Origin of the sequence: Shewanella mesophila (assembly GCF_019457515.1) — a bacterium.
Classification (GTDB): domain Bacteria; phylum Pseudomonadota; class Gammaproteobacteria; order Enterobacterales; family Shewanellaceae; genus Shewanella; species Shewanella mesophila.
This window is the reverse complement of record NZ_CP080421.1, coordinates 2,159,282-2,177,130: the sequence shown is the minus strand read 5'-3', so window position 1 is coordinate 2,177,130 and position 17,849 is coordinate 2,159,282. Positions and strand designations below refer to the sequence as shown.

Here is a 17,849-nt window from a genome sequence, read left to right as displayed (position 1 = left end):
TCTGCTTCCTAATTTGCGCGATTTAGCTGCTGCCTAATTTCACTAGAAGTATAGTCACCTTTATTTAGATGATTGACTAAGGTCTCAGCTTGTTCTGTCAACAAGGCCTCAAGCTTAGTATCGCCGTTAACTAGCGCACTCATCTTGTCAGCAGAAGCGGTATTAGACGTCATCAAGACATTGGCTTTGGAAAAAAGGTAGGTCTTTTCCAAATTGTTCTCTTCGCGGTAAATACTGGCTAGGCCGAGTAACCAATTAGGATCAAACTCCTCTCCAGTTGCAACATCCAACAGTGCAAGATATAAGCTTTTCGCTTTGTTGAGATCCGTCTTTTGATAATAGGATGCTAGATGGGCCAGTATTAATGGGTCTTTCACTTCACTAGCGCGCTCCATTTTGATCACTCTCGCTTGAGCTTGTTGATCGCCCAATCTTATCCAATGGTAAAAGGAAAGGTAGAGGTCTGTGCTATTTTTGGTTGAATCTCTCAGCTCGGCTAGGTCTTGCGCACTGATGCCAAATGCTCTCACTCTATCATTAGTCCGTTCTGGATGAAGTATGTGTTGAACACCGGCGGCCAATTCGATGCACTTATTATAGTTTTCGAGATTGATAAGGAGTTGATAAATTTGCTTTCCAGAGGGCGCTGCGGTGTTCTTTATGGCATAGCGCTTTTGGATCAGATCGGATTTCTCATAACGACACCAACTGTCGCGATGTAAATCGTCACAAAGCTCAGGATTATTTTTACATATAGTGTCTGTATTAACGGCATTATCACATCCAAATAGCCCCAAAATAGCCAAAAGAGATAATAATGGTGTAATGATTACAAAATTTATTCTCAAATGACCTTCCTTATGTGATTTTATCTAATATTATTACATGGTTAGAGAAAATATCTTACTAGATCGAAAGCCGACTTTTCATTACAATGGCGCCGACCAATAACTGGAATCACGTTCCGATAATAATAGAGTATTGGTCTTTTCTTTTTGTTACTCAAACATTTCTACAAATAAATGTAGTTAAAGTGAGATAAAGGATCTGTAATGACCGCTGATAAACACCTACAAAGTTGGCAAGAACGTTTCGAAATGGCAGAGGCTATGCAGCCTTTACTGGGTAAATTATATCGTAATCAAGGTGTAGAGGTGGTTTTGTATGGTAAACCTCTTCTAAACGCTTCCACAATAGAAATCATCAAATCGCACCGTTTAGTGCGCCGTCATGTAGGTGATAAATTAAGATTGCGCGAAAGCTTCCCGTTTGTAGAAGCACTTAGCAAACTTGCAGTAAAGCAATGCAAAGTCGATATCGGTAAATTGGCGGTTAACTATTGGCGTGAACACTCAGATGCAAGCCAAGTAGAAGCTTATATGGCCCATGAATTAGCCTCTGCAATCGACCATGAAGATAACCAACAGGCTAAAGATGTTGTTTTATATGGGTTTGGTCGTATTGGACGTCTATTAGCGCGTTTACTGATTGAACGAACAGGTGTGAGCAACAAATTATGTTTGCGTGCAATCGTTCTTCGTGGCGGCCGTAAAGGGGATTTAGAGAAACGTGCAAGCTTGCTTCGTCGCGACTCTGTACACGGACCATTCAACGGTTCAGTAGAAGTCGATGAAGAGAATAATGCCATCATCGCAAACGGCACTTACATCCAGGTCATCTATGCAAACTCTCCAGATGAAATCGATTATACCCAATATGGTATTAATGATGCGTTAGTCGTCGATAATACGGGTATATGGAAAGATGAAGATGGTCTTGGTTTACATCTTAAGTCAAAAGGGGCATCAAAAGTACTTTTGACCGCGCCAGCTAAAGGTGCAATTAAGAATATCGTTTATGGTGTTAACGAAAGTGACATTTTAGATGAAGATACGATAGTGTCAGCTGCAAGTTGTACCACAAATGCTATCACGCCAGTTTTAAAAGCGGTTAACGACAAGTACGGGATTATTAATGGTCACGTAGAGACGATTCACTCTTATACCAATGATCAGAACCTAATTGATAATTACCACAAAGCGGATCGTCGTGGTCGTAGTGCACCACTCAACATGGTAATCACAGAGACTGGTGCAGCTAAAGCGGTTGCTAAGGCGCTACCCATACTCGCTGGTAAACTTACAGGTAACGCGATTCGCGTACCAACGCCAAACGTATCTATGGCTATTATTAGCTTGAATTTGAATGGCGAAACGAATAAAGAAGATATGAACGAATACCTGCGTAATGTGGCGTTATGTTCAGAGCTTCAAAATCAAGTTGATTTTACCGAATCTACCGAGATCGTTTCTTCAGACTTAGTCGGTTCACGTTATGCTGGTGTTGTTGATTCACAAGCGACGATTGCCGAAGGCAATCGAACGATTCTTTATGTATGGTATGACAACGAGTTTGGTTATAGTTGCCAGGTCGTTGGTGTTATGCAGAAAATGTTGGGACTTAATTACCAATCTTTGCCTGTTGCATAAAACATTTTAGCGTACAACCGATAGAGAATTTAAACGCCCTAGCAACGACTAGGGCGTTTTTTTATCAAAAATGTGATCTTGCTGATTAACAAAAAACCATAAAGGTGAATATTGCAGCAAACAGTTAATTAAACTCAATTATTACTAAAAATAGCGTTGACTCTTTTGGGTAAATCGGTAGAATTCCTTTCCGCAGTCAGGGGAAAGCTTTTTAAAGCTGACATGACTGAGGTTGAAAGTATTAAAAATGCGACATTAGCTCAGTTGGTAGAGCGATACCTTGCCAAGGTATAGGTCATCGGTTCGAACCCGATATGTCGCTCCAATATCTAGATATTGGTTTAACGCCTTCGATATAAGGCGCGATGGCAGAATGGCTATGCTGCGGATTGCAAATCCGTCGATCTCGGTTCGACTCCGGGTCGCGCCTCCACTTTTAGTTTTCCCGTTTTTGACGGTAAAACGCACACTTTGCCCGTGTGGTGGAATCGGTAGACACAAGGGATTTAAAATCCCTCGCTGAATAAGCGTGCCAGTTCAAGTCTGGCCACGGGTACCATCTTTAGATGACAAAAAAGCCTCAACACCTGTTGAGGCTTTTTTGTTTTTCATCGCCAAGAGCAGCTTTCAAATAATATCTATCTTTATCAAACATTCTTCAGCTTTACTGCATTAAAACCCCCAAATATTGCGGTAAATCTCATTGAAGTGGAAAAATTGTTACGTTGAATAAAATCCACTATGAAGCATAAGATGACAGTGGTATAAATAGCGGCGAACCCTACATTAAAACGTTATTTTAGGAATGCCGTCATGATATTTAACCAGGTAGCACTGGCTCCCGCAGATCCAATTCTTGGCCTTACCGATTCATTTAAAGCGGACCCAAGGTCCGATAAAGTCAATTTGGGTGTCGGTATTTATAAGGATGAGTCAGGTCAGACTCCCATACTGAAGTCGGTTAAATTGGCTGAACAAAAACTGCTAGGTAAGGAAACGAGTAAAAGCTATCTAGGGATTGAAGGGGTTCAGGCATATAACCATGCGGTACAAACGCTATTGTTTGGTGCCGATAGCGATGTTGTTAACGCGCAGCGTGCTGCTACTGCACAAGCTCCTGGTGGAACAGGTTCGTTACGTGTTGCGGCAGAATTTGTGGTTCGTAATACCAATTCGAAGACCATTTGGGTGAGTAATCCTACCTGGGCAAACCACAACAATATTTTCTCGTCGGCTGGTCTCGAAGTTAAACAGTACAACTACTATGATGCCGCAACGCACGCTATGGATTTCGATGCGATGCTGGCCGATCTTGAGCAAGCCACTATTGGCGATCTCGTCCTTCTACATGGTTGTTGCCATAATCCAACGGGCATAGATCTTAATGCGACTCAATGGGACGTCATTGCTCAGCTGTGTTTAGAAAAAGAGTTGATTCCGCTATTTGACTTTGCTTACCAAGGATTTGGCGATGGCGTAGAGGAAGATGCACAAGGTTTACGCGCCGTAGCGAACGTGGTCCCAGAGTTGATTGTTGCTAACTCTTTTTCAAAAAACTTCGGTCTTTATAATGAGCGTATTGGTGCGGTGACGATTGTCGCGAAAGACAAAGAAACCGCAGATACGGCGTTTAGTCAGGTAAAAAGTACCATTCGTGGTAACTACTCTAATCCGCCTGCGCATGGTGCGTTGATCGTCTCTACCATTTTAGGTGACGAAGAGTTAAAGAGTCTATGGTTATCAGAGCTACAAGAGATGAGAGAACGTATTGCTCAGATGCGGGTACTTTTTGTCGATATGTTAAAAGCTGAAGGGGTGGAACAAGATTTCAGTTTTATCTCTAGTCAAAATGGCATGTTCAGTTTTTCAGGTTTGAACAAGTCACAAGTAGAACGCCTAAGAGAAGAGTTTGGTATCTATATCGTCGGTTCAGGGCGAATTAGTGTAGCAGGTATGACTCGTGACAATATGCCCGTGATCTGTAAAGCGATAGCACAAGTTATTTAATCTATTAGTAGAACTCATGATTTTAAAATCCCATTGTCACTTCACAATGGGATTTTTTTACCCTACAGCGCTAAGTGCTGGTGATTTTACAATTAAGGATAAGGCGTCGACTAATGCTTGACGGTCGTGAAGAGCGACATGATGCCTGCTGCGTAGCGGAAAGTATGTAATATTACCTTCAGTGGTGTGCGACTTACCATCACATAAAACGTGATCGACAGCTTTATTTCCTAGCACCTGCATAAACCAATGCAAGCGCTTTTCCAAACTAAAGTTCGCGGCGGCCGATGGCTCTTCGGTAAGATTTTCGATTAAGATAATTTTTGCATTAGATCGGCTTAACGCTTGGCTAAGCAAAGGTAATAACAGCGGGGGCATAATGCTGGTCAAAAAGCTACCTGGCCCTAAGATAATTAAATCGGCATTCTCTATCGCCATGAAGGCTTCATGGGTCGCTTCGACCATGGGCTCAAGCGATAGTGCGATAGGGTCTTCCTTCATCTCATCAACTTGCACTTCACCAAATATGCGGTTACCACAAGATTGAATTGCGACTAAGTGAGTTGGTTGCTCAGACATCGGGATCACTTTTGTCTCAATATTTAGCAACTTACGGATTAGATTTACCGCATCGAGTGGTCTGACACACAACTGTTCCAGCGCAAGAAGGATTAGATTACCCAAATTATGATTCGTTAATTCGCTATTACCTTCGAAACGATATTCAAATAATAACGAGCCGATTGAGGGACGACTTGCAAGTTGTGATAAACAGTTACGTAGATCGCCCCAGGCAATACAATCTTGCTCTTGTCTTAAACGGCCTGTAGAACCACCATTATCTGTGGTGGCAACAATTCCAGTTAGACGTGGGCCTAAAAACGATAACGAGGAGAGAACTCTGCCAAGTCCATGGCCTCCACCTATTGCTACTACATTTGAAAATTGATTAAGTGCATAGTCTTGCATTCGGGTTTTTCCTTCCTGAATCCCCTGATCCAACGGTGTTCATTATATCCAATAACATCGCTTAGCATAGCGGTTTTGTTAAAATAGCCAGATGACATATAATCATCGCGATATAGGACAAACAAGAGCGAGCTAATTTGAAAACAGGACTAATAAACAAACTCATATTGTCATTAGCTATTGTGGTTTTGGCTTTGTTAGCGATTAAACTGATATTGATCGAGCAAGATTCGACTCAAGAGCAACAAAGAAGTGGAAAACTGTTAAAAAATAAACTCATATACAGTGCGATTCCAGACTTTGAAGCCATTGCTGATGTTGGTGATAAGAAACAAGCATTTTTTGATTTTCTGCGTCCTGCTATATCTCATCACAACGCAATTATCACTGATGAGAGAAAATTCCTGCTCCAGACTCGCCAGCATCTTATTGACGAATTAACGTTATCAGAGGCGGAAGAGTTTCGGATCTTAAAGATTGCGAGTAAATACCAGTATGCCATGCGCCGTGTTAATCAGGACACCTTAGATAACCTGCTTGTTCGCGTTGATATTATTCCTGAAAACCTTGTACTTATTCAGGCGGCTAATGAAACTGGCTGGGGAAGTAGTCGATTTGCTAAAGAAGGTCTTAACTTTTTTGGTCAATGGTGTTTTAAAAAGGGCTGTGGGCTTGTACCACAATCTCGTACCACGGGAATGAGTCATGAAGTCGCGGTTTTTAAGAGTGTCGATGAATCAGTTGGCTCCTATATGCGAAATCTAAATTCAAATGCCGCTTATTCCTTATTAAGAGCAATAAGGGCAGATCTTAGAGCTGAAGACCAGCACGTTACCGCGGATAAACTGGTATACGGTTTAATGAATTATTCTGAACGTCAAGAAGCTTACATCGATGAGTTACTTGAAATGTTACGTCATAACAATCAATATTTGGTGGAAAATAATGAACAAAGGCCTGCTGTTTAGTTGCCTATTTGCTGCTAGTTTTGTAGCACAGTCATCTCCTATATCTCTTGAATATCAAGGGTTTTATCAAAGGTTGAAACAGGTAAATAAAGGACACTATCCACTCATCGAACTCGCATTTTCGGTGCCCAAAGATAATGGGTGTATCATTAGAGACGGTTTTATTAGCACCGAAAAAGAGCAGTTTCCACTGACCATCACGGCAGAACAAAGAGTGTTTATTCCCTTTGACGAACGGCTTAAATCTGATCGAGCACTAATCAATTTACAGATGGAAAATGATGCACGCCAATGCGGTGTTGCGATGCAGATAAGAGCCAAGCGAACGAGCACTGATTATAGTCAGGCAGATCTATTTGCGATTCAAGCACAAATGGATGAATTGCTTCATAGTATGCAGGGATTTCCGATGCGATATTTCACTGACGATATCGCGGGTATCAGTTTTGAGTTTGTTGAGCCTGCGACGGTTACGATCGATGGTAAGCTGGAGTTAATCGAAGGGATATTTAGATTATCTCGTCAGCATATCAATGACATGACTGAGTTATCTTTCAGTCATGAACCTAGCGTTGTTAGTCCCTGGGTCAGTAAGTAGGCCTCATTAAACTAGAAAACCCTCTACTTTGAGGGTTTTCTATTTCTCAAAGAGCCAATGCTAACGGTAGCGCGTCTCTTTTAACGTGATTTACGGTGTATATGTGCTGACCACATCAATTTTCAAACTATCGGTGTTACGCTTTGCTGCATCTAAATCGATGTGACCACTGTTCGCTAAATCGAGAAAGTCGAATGCAGGCAGATCTGATTCAGCAACATCACCTTTCATCGGTGCATCAGGATCTTGCTTGAGTGAGACAAAGTCAAATTGAGAACGATCAACACCTTGAGAAGGACTCGTATTCTGCATCGCAGTAAAGATGGTTTCTAAGCGGCCTGGAAACTGTTTGTCCCAAGTATTTAACATCTCTTTGATTGCTGCGCGCTTAAGATTTTCTTGTGAGCCACACAGGTTACAAGGAATAATGGGAAACTCTTTCAGTTCTGCATATTCTGCAATATCTTTTTCACGGCTGTAGGCTAGGGGACGGATCACCACATTCGCACCATCATCAGAGCGGAGCTTAGGCGGCATAGCTTTCTGTTTGCCCGCATAGAACATATTGAGAAATAGGGTTTCAATGATGTCGTCCCGATGATGACCAAGGGCGATCTTGGTGGCACCAATTTTCTGAGCAAAGCCGTAAAGCGTGCCTCGTCTTAGACGGCTACAAAGAGAACAAGTGGTTTTACCTTCTGGTATTTTATCTTTAACAATCGAGTAGGTATCTTTCTCTAAGATATGATAAGGCACATTCAAGGTATCTAAATAAGCCGGCAAAATATCTTCAGGGAATCCTGGCTGTTTCTGATCGAGGTTCACTGCGACTAAGTTAAATGATACAGGAGCACGCTGCTGCAAGTTAATTAATATATCTAACATTGCATAGCTGTCTTTACCGCCAGAAAGGCAGCACATAACCGTATCACCCTCTTCAATCATGTTGTAGTCGGCAATAGCAGAGCCTACTTCACGTCGAAGACGTTTTTGGAGCTTATTTAACCTAGTGATCTGCTTTTTTGAGAGGGTATCATCGGACATAATAAAAAACGCGCCTAGTATCATCAAATTCTGGGCGCGTAGTATAGCGTAAAAAAATCGGCTTAAGAAGCGAAGCTTGTAGGCTTACTCATCTTCTAGTGGCGACTTGTAACCATCGGGTTTTATTGCCAGCAAATCGCAGTTAATGCTATCGATAACATGCTCGGCGGTATTACCGATAAGGGCGGCTGAAAAACCTGTTCGCCCGACTGTACCTAAGATCACCAGCTCGGCATCGAGTTGCTCTGCAAGCTCGGGAATAACATCCTCAGGTAAACCTTCCTTTATGTGGCAAAAGTCACTTGAAATACCGTAGTTATTGGCTAGGTAGCAAACGCGCTGCTCATGCTGCATCCGAATCGTTTCGCTATAGGTATGCGCATCGAAGTCGGGGAGCTCTATGGCCAGATTAACAGGAGTGCCTGGGTAGCCATTAACTAAGTGCACTTGTGCATCAAATTTCTTGGCCAGATCCTGTGCGTGCTCAATAATTTTACCGTTTAAGGTTTGATGATCGTCATCTTCTGAAGCGACGTTGATAGCACATAAAATTTTACCGCTGACGGGCCAGTCGTGTTCTTTAACTAAGAGTACAGGTACTGGCGCTTTTCTCATTAAATGCCAATCAGTTGGCGTGAAAATTACCGACTTTAACTTATCGTGTTGATGGGTGCCTTTAACGATCAGATCAAAATCACCTTCGATGGCATGTAAAATAATGCTTTCGAATGGACGATTATGCCAGACAACTTCACTTTCAATTAAGACACCGCTATTTTCATATTCCTCTAGCAGATCTTCTAACCATGCTTTGCGCTGGGCGATAACGCCTTGGCGCATTGCTTCACGCTCTTGACCAGAAAGTATCGAGGTCATTTCATAGGAGAAATCGAAGATGGACAGAAATACCGAAATGGCGGCTTGATTCTTAGAAGCCAATTCAACGGCTCTTGCGAGGGCAGGTTGTTTGTCGTTAGTTGGATCCACTACAACAAGGATTTTATTATAGTCCTTCATAGATGATTCCTTTATCTGATGTGGTAATTTAATAATGATCGATATAGAGCAAATTGCCTTGTTTTAGATCAAATTTGCCCTTTATATCGTATATTTAGCGACCGATCTTGTTGTTTCCAGCTAGTTTGTTCAAAGAGTCAAAATTGATAATCGTTATGTACTTTCCTTTTACTTCTATCAATTCTGCCTTTTGAAATCGCCCTAATAATCGACTAATGGTTTCAACAGTCAATCCTAGGTAGTTACCAATATCACCGCGAGTCATGGTTAAACGAAACTCTTTAGGTGAAAAACCACGGTTACCAAAGCGATTCGCAAGATTGCTGATGAAAGCGGCTAAGCGCTCTTCGGCATTTTTCTTACTCAAGAGTAAGATCATCTCCTGATCGCTTTGAATTTCGTTACTCATTAATCGCATGATTTGTTGACGTAACTTAGGCATAGTGCCCGATAGATCATCGAGTGTCTCGAAGGGGATTTCACAGACCATCGATGTTTCTAATGCTTGAGCAAAGCTTTGATGAATTTGAGAGTGAATGCCGTCAAAACCAATCACATCGCCAGCTAAATGAAAGCCAGTAATTTGCTCATCACCTTGTTCGGTAATAGTGTAGCTCTTAATGGTACCAGAGCGGATGGCGTAGAGAGACTTAAGTGAGTCCCCCGATTTGAAGATTTGTTCGCCTTTCTGGATTGGTTTTTTACGTTCAATGATCTCATCGAGTTGATCAAGCTCATTGTTATTTAACGTGAAAGGGATGCATAAGGTTCCCATACTGCAGTCATGACAATGAATGGCGCATCCGGGTACTGCCGAACGACGACTTTTAATATGATCTGTCATAATCTCTCTCGAATTTCACAATTAGCCTTATGTTAAACTAATTTAATTAACTGAGCTAGCTAAGCTGAGCAAATGCAATATACAAAGTGTGTATGCCAAAGCTTACCAGTATCAAACCACTGAATATACGTACCGCACGCTTCATTACCAGTTGCGCAAAAAACTGCGCTGCAACTCCCGCGCTAACTAGGGCAGGAAGGGTCCCCAGTCCAAACGCCGCCATGATTAATGCCCCTTGCTGAGCGCTATTTGCCGCAACCGCCCAAGTCAATGTGCTATAGACCAAGCCACACGGCAGCCAACCCCAGAGCAAACCCGCCACGAAAGCCTGTTTCAAATTTTTTATCGGTAACAGCTTGTTAGCGACAGGCCCAATATACTTCCATATCCATTTACCCAATCTTTCAACTTGTACAACGCCGGACCATATTTGCGCGATATATAGACCTGTTGCGATCATCATCGAACCTGCGAAAATTCGCATACTGACTAAATATAGATCAAGACTAAAAAGGGTACTAAGTAAGCTCGCGGAGCCACCAATAAACGCACCTGCGATGGTATAACTTAAGATACGTCCAAAATTGTAGCTCAATATAAACTGTAACTGAGCCGCAAGAATATTTTGCCCTGTCGGCTTAGGTAGCTGCTGGGAGAAGGCACCAACAAGTCCACCACACATACCGATGCAGTGACCCGCGCCCATCAATCCAACGAGAAATGCGCCTGTAATGGTGAAATCAATCAAAGTGGTTTCGACTCATCTTGAGCGGCTTCTTTCGGTTTCTTTATGTCATCGTCGAACAAGATAGAAACACTCTGACGGTCAAGATCATCAAATTGCTCAGATTTCACCGCCCAAAAGAAAATCCCAACGGCAATCAATACAAACAACATGGCTATCGGAATTAACACATAGATAATACTCATACTCGAACCTTTAGAAGTCTAAGACTGTTTGCCACAACGATTAATGAACTGGCGGACATGCCGATGGCGGCGATATAGGGAACAACATGGCCCGTCACGGCGAGAGGAATAATAAAAAAGTTATAGCCAAGCGCCCATAATAGGTTTTGACGGATAACCTTACCAGTTAATTTGGCTATTTTCACTGCATCGACGAAACGCGATAGCTGATCGCCAAGCAAAATAAGATCGGCGCTGTTTTTAGTGACTGCGGCGCCACTCCCCATCGCAATGGACAAGTTGGCTCCCGCAAGCACTGGCGCATCATTGATGCCATCGCCGAACATTGCCACTGCTTGTCTCTTTTGCAATGATTCAATCAGCGCGAGTTTCTCACTTGGTTTTAGTGACTTATATACGCTATTGATACTGATCGATGCCGCGACTTCGTCAACATGTGATGAACTATCGCCGCTGGCAATACTGACATCGCAGTGCATCGCTTTAAGCTGGTTTACAGTAGCAGCCGCATCAGGCCTGATCTCATCGACTAAATCAAATCGCGCGATCAGGTTGGCTTGATTAGCAAGGTAAACAGCCTGATGACCGATCGTTGGCAATTCTATATTGAGCTCGGCGTTGATAAAACGTGCGCTGCCGATGAAGAAGGTCCCATCGTCGATATTGGCCTTGATCCCCAAGCCAGAAAGGTTTCTGTTTTTGTGGGTTAAAATCGAATTATCACGGTATTTTTCGAATGCGCGAGCGATAGGATGAAGCGAACTGGACTCTAATGCAGCTGCAATCGATAAGGCTCTTTGCTCAGAGAGATCACTGTAGAGTTCGATATGGGCAATCGTCAGACTGCCACATGTCAGCGTACCGGTTTTGTCAAATACCACATGTTCAATCTTGGGTAGCTTTTCGAAGACGCCAGGCTTTTTAGCCACAACGCCGATACGAGTAAATAGACCCGTAGCGCAGGTTACTGCGGTGGGCGTCGCTAACGCCAAGGCGCAGGGGCAGGTAGCAACCAACACTGATAAGGTCACCCAAAAGGCGTCTTCTGGCCAGTAGGTTTTCCATACCATATAGGTTAACCCGGCAACGATAAGGATTGTCCAAGTAAAATAATTGGAAATCGTGTCAACATAGAGTGCGACTTTGGGTTTATTGTTGGAGGCCGCTTCTTGTAAGCGGATGATCTCGGCGACAAGTTGATCTTGACCTATGGCGGTGACTTTAACTTCGATAGGATGGTCAACATTGATCGTGCCAGCAAACACTTGGCTGCCTGCAACTTTGGCAACGGGCATCTGCTCACCGGTTAACATTGCTTCATTAATACTGCTGCGACCATTAACTAATTCACCATCGGCAGCAATGACCTCGCCAGGTTTAACTAAAATGAGGTCTCCTATTTTTAGCCGCTTGGCGGGGACTTCACTATGCTGGCCTTGTGCATCGATAAGGTTGGCCGTTAGCGGGATCAATTTATGAAGATTATTAGAACTTACAGAGGCCTTCTGGCGCGCATTTTGTTCGAAGAAGCGGCCCAATAGTAAAAAGAAGGTAAACATACTCACCGATTCAAAATAGACTTCACCTTGACCACTGACCGTTGCGATACAACTTGCGATATAGGCACCACATATGGCAATGGATACAGAGACGTCCATGTTGAGTCGACCCGATAACATGGACCTTAACGCGCTAAAGTAGAATGGCTGAGCAGAATAAAATACGACTGGGGCCGCAAATATCATGCTGACCCAGCGAAAGTAATCGCGATATTCGATATCAAGGTCGGTGAAGTAATCAGAGTATAGCGCGAGTGCAAACATTATCACTTGCATTGTCGCAAAGCCGGCTAATCCAAGTCTCAATAAAAATTTCCGACTATTGCTCTTACTTTGGATCTCTTCGTCATCGACTTGATAAGGTGCAGCTTGATAACCTATCTGGCTAATAAGGGTTAAAATTTCACTGAGTTTTACTATTGTAGGGTCCCAGTTAACTAACGCTCTTTCTGTGGTGGTATTGACCGAAATACTATTAATACCTGGTACTGTCTTGAGTTTATGTTCGATGAGCCAGGCGCAAGCGGCGCAAGTGATGCCATCTATGGTCAACGACACGTTACATGTTGCATCACTGGTATGAACAAAGTCCTGTTGGACTTCTTTTAAATCAAAAGCGGAGTAGGTGGTCAACTCATCGGGAACCAGCGCAGTTTGTTTACTACCGGGTTCGGTGCGATATTTGTAATAATTAGTGAGCCCTGCATCAATAATTGCAGCGGAAACCGCTTGGCAACCAGGACAACACATAGGTTGAAGTTGATCATTGATCAGCGTCGTAAATTGCGAGCCAGTTTGCACTGGCTCGCCGCAATGAAAACAGGCTACCTGACTCATTAATTTAGCCAGTATTGCGCGTCATCTTTAAGATCAAGGCGCTTTTGGATACGCCATGATTTATCGTATCCTTCGAGTCGCACTTCCCATTCGCCACTGATCGGCTTATCCAATTTAATTCGATAGATGCCTTGGCCATCAGCGGTCGCTATTTGTCCAAAGTCGCGCTTTTGTATGGTTGGGTGGAAAAACTCAACGCTTAATGCTGCTTGATAGGCTTCTCCGCCATGCTGACTCAGCATGACTTCGGAATCGTCGAGGGTTAACTCAAACTGCATTCCTAACTGTTTTGCATGCTTTAACTTACCTAGATCCATGTTGATGGCTTTACCATCTTTATAGTAATCCTCAGACACTAATGAGTCTTTATTATCAATTGCGATCATCAACAGATTAACACTGGCGATGACGGCGAAAAGCGGCAAAATGATCAGAAACCAAGGCCAAAACTGTTTATACCAAGCTTGCGGTTTGTTCATGGGTACTACCTGTCGTTTTTGTTGGGCACATTTTACCGCTAATTACGGTGAATCGCACCTAAAAAAAAGGCCTCGATCTATTCGAGGCCTTGATGTTGTATCTATGTAACTACTTGTTTGACAAGCTATATACGTAAGCAGCAATCACGTGAACTTTCTCTTCACCTAAAACGTCTTTCCAGGCAGGCATCACGCCTGAACGACCGTTTTTGATGCTTTCCATGATCACGCCACGGCTGCCGCCATAGAGCCATGCGCTGTCTGTTAGGTTAGGTGCACCCATAAACTTGTTACCTGTACCGTCCATACCATGACAAGCAAAACAACCTTTCATGAATGAACCTTGGCCTTGAGCAGCAAGTGTAGCGTCGTGCTCACGACCCGACAGCTTAACAATGTACTCGGCTAAACCTTTCAGTTCAGAGTCATCAATTGGCAATCCACCTTTAGGCGGCATCATGCCGTGACGACCGTTCATGATTGTGGTCTTGATTGTTGCAAGCTCTCCACCATATAGCCAAGCAGAGTCTGTTAGGTTAGGGAAGCCTTTTGAACCACGCGCGTCACTTCCGTGGCACTGGGCGCAGTTTTGCAGGAACAAACGTCCACCCACTTTAAGCGCTTCTTCATTCTTCACTAACTCTTCGAGAGGTGTCGCTAAATAAGCCTTAAAAATAGGGCTGTATTTGGCATCGGCTTTCTCAACTTCTTTGTCATACTGAACCCAGCGACCTTCTTTAACTGCAAGTTCAATCGCAGCTTGAGAGTCGGCCTTAATGCCATTTTCAGTACCAATGCTTTGGTTAGCGCTTGACCAACCTAGGAAACCTTTAAAATTACCTAAACCTGGATAAAGCGCTAAATAGATCACACCAAAAACGATTGTCAAATAGAACATATAACTCCACCATTTTGGTAGTGGGTTATTAATCTCTTCAATACCGTCAAAGGCATGGCCCATAGACTTGCCTTCTTCAACACCTGTGGTGTTTTTAGAGACGAGTTTCAATAGGATGAAACATCCCGCGATTACCACTATTGTGAGTACGGTAATCCAAATACTCCAGAAGCTACTCATCATCACTTATGTTCTCCTGAGTCCTTGAGTTCCTCATCATCTGAGAAAACAAGGTTAGCGGCTTCGTCAAACTGTTTTTTGCGACGACCGCTATAAGCCCATGCAAAAATACCGACAAACGTCAACATTACAACAATGGTGATAATCCCTTGTACTGTGCCGTAATCCATATTATTGCCTCCAATTTATTTCAGTGCGTGACCTAGCGACTGTAGGTATGCAATTAATGCCTGCATCTCAGTTTTGCCTTCAACTGCCTTTTGAGCGTTATCGACATCTTCTTGAGAATAAGGAACACCGAAACCACGGAACACTTCCATTTTCTTAGCCGTCAACTTACCGTCTAGGATGTTTTCAGCTAACCATGGAAAACCAGGCATATTAGATTGAGGAACCACTGCGCGAGGATCCGTTAAATGCACTTCATGCCATCGGTCACTGTAACGACCACCAACACGAGCCAAATCTGGACCAGTACGCTTAGAACCCCAAAGGAAAGGGTGATCCCAAACTGACTCGCCTGCTACTGAGTAGTGACCATAGCGTTCAGTTTCAGCTCTCAATGGACGGATCATCTGACTGTGACAGCCAACACAACCTTCGCGAATATAGATGTCGCGACCTTCAAGCTCTAAAGCAGAATACGGGCGTAGACCATCTACTGGTTCAGTCGTATCTTTTTGGAACAGAAGGGGAGTTATCTGTACCAAACCACCAAAACTAATTGCTATGACGGTGAAGATACCCAGCAGACCGATGTTCTTTTCAACTATTTCATGATTAAATTTCATCAGATCTACTCCTTATGCTTCAGCAAGTGCTGGCAAAGATTCTTTTGGTGCTTTAACTGTCTTAGTCACGTTGTATGCCATTAGCAGCATACCCGTCACGAAGAAACAACCACCTAAGAAACGGACAAAGTAGAATGGGTAAGAGGCTTCAAGGCTCTCAACAAAGCTATAAGTCAAAGTGCCGTCAGCATTCACTGCGCGCCACATTAAGCCTTGCATAACACCCGAAATCCACATAGATACGATGTAAAGTACGGTACCAATTGTTGCCAACCAGAAGTGTACGTTAATCAATTTAGTGCTATACATACGACCGTGGCCATATACAGCTGGGATTAGGTGGTAAAGCGATCCGATAGAGACCATTGCAACCCAACCGAGCGCACCAGAATGAACATGACCGATAGTCCAGTCAGTGTAATGGGAAAGGGCGTTAACCGTCTTGATTGCCATCATTGGTCCTTCGAAGGTAGACATACCGTAGAATGACAATGACACAACAAGGAATCGTAAAATTGGGTCCGTTCTTAGCTTATGCCAAGCACCTGATAACGTCATGATACCGTTGATCATACCACCCCAAGAAGGAGCGAATAGGATAAGTGACATCACCATACCAAGAGACTGAGTCCAATCAGGCAGAGCGGTATAGTGTAGGTGGTGAGGACCAGCCCAGATATACAACGCAATCAATGCCCAGAAGTGAACAATAGACAAACGGTAAGAATAAACAGGACGACCAGCTTGCTTAGGTACGAAATAGTACATCATACCTAGGAAACCAGCGGTCAGGAGGAAGCCAACGGCGTTATGTCCATACCACCACTGAACCATGGCATCGACTGCGCCAGAGTACAATGAGTATGACTTAAATAGGCTAACAGGTACTGCCATAGAGTTAACTATATGTAATACAGCTACCGTTATAATGAAGGCGCCAAAGAACCAGTTCGCCACATAGATATGCGATGTTGTTCTTTTTACTATGGTGCCAAAGAACACCACGGCATAAGCTACCCAAACGATAGTAATGGCGATATCAATAGGCCATTCTAATTCTGCATACTCTTTACTACTGGTTAAACCCAGTGGCAGAGTGATCACTGCAGATAAAATGATTGCTTGCCATCCCCAGAAAGTAAATGCAGCTAGCTTAGGTGCAAATAGACGGGTTTGACAGGTACGCTGGACGATATAGTAAGATGTTGCGAAAAGTGCTGAAGTACCGAATGCGAAAATCACGGCGTTAGTGTGCAGAGGTCTAAGACGACTGTACGTTAACCATGGAGTATCGAAGTTCAGTTGTGGCCAGATTAACTGTGCCGCGATCAATACACCAACTGACATACCAATAATTCCCCACATTACTGTGGTTAATGCAAATTGGCGGACAACGGTGTAATTGTAATCAGCGCCTTGAGGCTGGGAATGGTTCATCATATTGCTTCCACTGCTTATTACTTATACTTATTGTTTGAGTAAAGTCATGCTTTACCCGGTAAAGTGACCTCAAAAGCTTGTTCCCTACGAAACAAACTGGAATGTGTCAATGTGTTGCACAACATTAACGCAAATTAATGCTGAGTAACGCAATGATACTTGAGCAATATCAAAAAAGATAGGAATTATGCGGCTCTGAACATTGATCCAGATCAAACTACATATATAGAATGTAAACACTTTGATTCAAAAGGTTAAAAATTGTGCTAACGAGAATGATGAGTTACAAAACTACCGCCGCTTTAACAATAGGGTTTAGCTTAACGTTAATTGGATGTTCCAAGGTAGAAAAACCAGCAACAGAAGCCGTCTTATCCAGTGCTGAAGCGCCATTTTTAGTCGATAAAACCTTATGTGAATTCGGTTTGAAAACATGTACTCAAACGATTAATGAACTCACAATATCTTTGGCTATTTCGCCAACAAATACCCCTAGCGAAAAGCCTTTAGATGTCTATTTAGACTTCTCTAAATCTGTGGGTGATCTAAGCGTTAGAGTCGAAGGAAGAGATATGTTTATGGGAGTTATCCCTGTTTTTTTAAACCAAACGACTGAAAATAGATATCAGGGAAATTTAATATATGGATCGTGCAGCAGTAACTATATGGTTTGGCGAATGTTTGTTAGTTTCAGTCTAGATGGACAATCACAGACTGTACTATTCGATTTCTTAGCAGACAGTAACGAGAACCAAAAATAGTGTACAACTTGTCACTAGGAGCATATTGGTGATGCCGT

At 43.0% G+C, this 17,849-nt stretch carries 18 protein-coding genes and 3 tRNA genes; 8 read left to right on the top strand and 13 right to left on the bottom strand.

Annotation, left to right across the window (positions count from 1 at the left end; translation table 11 throughout):
• Positions 1 to 8: 8 nt before the first annotated feature.
• Positions 9 to 848 carry a DUF2989 domain-containing protein gene (locus K0I73_RS09570; protein ID WP_220060926.1) on the bottom strand — a complete coding sequence of 280 codons (840 nt, stop codon included), beginning with the start codon at positions 846 to 848 and terminating at the stop codon, positions 9 to 11.
• 204 nt (positions 849 to 1,052) lie between these two features.
• On the opposite strand from K0I73_RS09570, the gene K0I73_RS09565 reads away from it, so the two are divergent.
• The 5 genes from K0I73_RS09565 (at position 1,053) to K0I73_RS09545 (ending at position 4,496) form a co-directional block, all read left to right on the top strand.
• Positions 1,053 to 2,489 (top strand): glyceraldehyde-3-phosphate dehydrogenase, encoded by a 1,437-nt coding sequence (locus K0I73_RS09565; protein WP_220060925.1) that lies wholly within the window; start codon positions 1,053 to 1,055, stop codon positions 2,487 to 2,489.
• A 249-nt stretch (positions 2,490 to 2,738) separates the two neighbouring features.
• Positions 2,739 to 2,814, top strand: a tRNA-Gly gene (locus K0I73_RS09560).
• A 34-nt stretch (positions 2,815 to 2,848) separates the two neighbouring features.
• Positions 2,849 to 2,922 (top strand) — tRNA-Cys (locus tag K0I73_RS09555).
• A 40-nt stretch (positions 2,923 to 2,962) separates the two neighbouring features.
• Positions 2,963 to 3,048: transfer RNA gene (locus tag K0I73_RS09550), tRNA-Leu, on the top strand.
• Between the two features lie 254 nt (positions 3,049 to 3,302).
• Positions 3,303 to 4,496, top strand: a complete 1,194-nt coding sequence (locus tag K0I73_RS09545; protein ID WP_220060924.1) for an amino acid aminotransferase — start codon at positions 3,303 to 3,305, stop codon at positions 4,494 to 4,496.
• A 57-nt stretch (positions 4,497 to 4,553) separates the two neighbouring features.
• Here the strand turns inward: K0I73_RS09545 and yvcK are convergent, their stop codons facing one another.
• Positions 4,554 to 5,465, bottom strand: a complete 912-nt coding sequence (yvcK, locus tag K0I73_RS09540) for a uridine diphosphate-N-acetylglucosamine-binding protein YvcK (protein ID WP_220060923.1) — start codon at positions 5,463 to 5,465, stop codon at positions 4,554 to 4,556.
• A gap of 137 nt (positions 5,466 to 5,602) precedes the next feature.
• On the opposite strand from yvcK, the gene K0I73_RS09535 reads away from it, so the two are divergent.
• Entirely contained in the window at positions 5,603 to 6,433 is an 831-nt protein-coding gene (locus K0I73_RS09535; RefSeq protein ID WP_220060922.1) for a glucosaminidase domain-containing protein, read from the top strand.
• Positions 6,411 to 7,031, top strand: coding sequence for a DUF2987 domain-containing protein (locus K0I73_RS09530; RefSeq protein ID WP_220060921.1), 621 nt, complete (start codon positions 6,411 to 6,413; stop codon positions 7,029 to 7,031). Before K0I73_RS09535 ends, K0I73_RS09530 begins: the two co-directional genes overlap by 23 nt.
• Before the next feature lie 90 nt (positions 7,032 to 7,121).
• Here the strand turns inward: K0I73_RS09530 and ttcA are convergent, their stop codons facing one another.
• The 11 genes from ttcA to ccoN form a co-directional block, all read right to left on the bottom strand.
• Positions 7,122 to 8,075, bottom strand: a complete 954-nt coding sequence (ttcA, locus tag K0I73_RS09525) for a tRNA 2-thiocytidine(32) synthetase TtcA (protein ID WP_220060920.1) — start codon at positions 8,073 to 8,075, stop codon at positions 7,122 to 7,124.
• A gap of 84 nt (positions 8,076 to 8,159) precedes the next feature.
• A complete protein-coding gene (uspE, locus tag K0I73_RS09520) occupies positions 8,160 to 9,092 on the bottom strand; it encodes a universal stress protein UspE (RefSeq protein ID WP_220060919.1) in 933 nt (310 codons plus the stop codon).
• A 94-nt stretch (positions 9,093 to 9,186) separates the two neighbouring features.
• Positions 9,187 to 9,936, bottom strand: coding sequence for an electron transport transcriptional regulator EtrA (gene etrA, locus K0I73_RS09515; RefSeq protein ID WP_220060918.1), 750 nt, complete (start codon positions 9,934 to 9,936; stop codon positions 9,187 to 9,189).
• A 55-nt stretch (positions 9,937 to 9,991) separates the two neighbouring features.
• Entirely contained in the window at positions 9,992 to 10,684 is a 693-nt protein-coding gene (locus K0I73_RS09510; RefSeq protein ID WP_220060917.1) for a sulfite exporter TauE/SafE family protein, read from the bottom strand.
• Positions 10,681 to 10,866 carry a cbb3-type cytochrome oxidase assembly protein CcoS gene (ccoS, locus tag K0I73_RS09505; RefSeq protein ID WP_220060916.1) on the bottom strand — a complete coding sequence of 62 codons (186 nt, stop codon included), beginning with the start codon at positions 10,864 to 10,866 and terminating at the stop codon, positions 10,681 to 10,683. Before ccoS ends, K0I73_RS09510 begins: the two co-directional genes overlap by 4 nt.
• Entirely contained in the window at positions 10,863 to 13,262 is a 2,400-nt protein-coding gene (locus K0I73_RS09500) for a heavy metal translocating P-type ATPase (protein ID WP_220060915.1), read from the bottom strand. Before K0I73_RS09500 ends, ccoS begins: the two co-directional genes overlap by 4 nt.
• Positions 13,262 to 13,741 carry a FixH family protein gene (locus K0I73_RS09495; protein WP_220060914.1) on the bottom strand — a complete coding sequence of 160 codons (480 nt, stop codon included), beginning with the start codon at positions 13,739 to 13,741 and terminating at the stop codon, positions 13,262 to 13,264. The genes K0I73_RS09500 and K0I73_RS09495 overlap by 1 nt, the downstream gene beginning before the upstream one ends.
• Positions 13,742 to 13,850: 109 nt before the next feature.
• Positions 13,851 to 14,819, bottom strand: coding sequence for a cytochrome-c oxidase, cbb3-type subunit III (ccoP, locus tag K0I73_RS09490; RefSeq protein WP_220064324.1), 969 nt, complete (start codon positions 14,817 to 14,819; stop codon positions 13,851 to 13,853).
• Positions 14,820 to 14,821: 2 nt separating this feature from the next.
• Complete coding sequence (locus tag K0I73_RS09485) at positions 14,822 to 14,989, bottom strand: cbb3-type cytochrome oxidase subunit 3 (RefSeq protein WP_220060913.1); 168 nt, start codon at positions 14,987 to 14,989, stop codon at positions 14,822 to 14,824.
• A 15-nt stretch (positions 14,990 to 15,004) separates the two neighbouring features.
• Positions 15,005 to 15,610, bottom strand: a complete 606-nt coding sequence (ccoO, locus tag K0I73_RS09480; protein WP_220064189.1) for a cytochrome-c oxidase, cbb3-type subunit II — start codon at positions 15,608 to 15,610, stop codon at positions 15,005 to 15,007.
• Between the two features lie 12 nt (positions 15,611 to 15,622).
• Positions 15,623 to 17,050, bottom strand: coding sequence for a cytochrome-c oxidase, cbb3-type subunit I (gene ccoN / locus K0I73_RS09475; RefSeq protein ID WP_220064188.1), 1,428 nt, complete (start codon positions 17,048 to 17,050; stop codon positions 15,623 to 15,625).
• Positions 17,051 to 17,325: 275 nt separating this feature from the next.
• Between ccoN and K0I73_RS09470 the strand changes: the two genes are divergently transcribed.
• On the top strand, positions 17,326 to 17,811 hold the full coding sequence (locus K0I73_RS09470; RefSeq protein ID WP_220064187.1) for a hypothetical protein: 486 nt from the start codon (positions 17,326 to 17,328) through the stop codon (positions 17,809 to 17,811).
• Positions 17,812 to 17,849 lie beyond the last annotated feature (38 nt).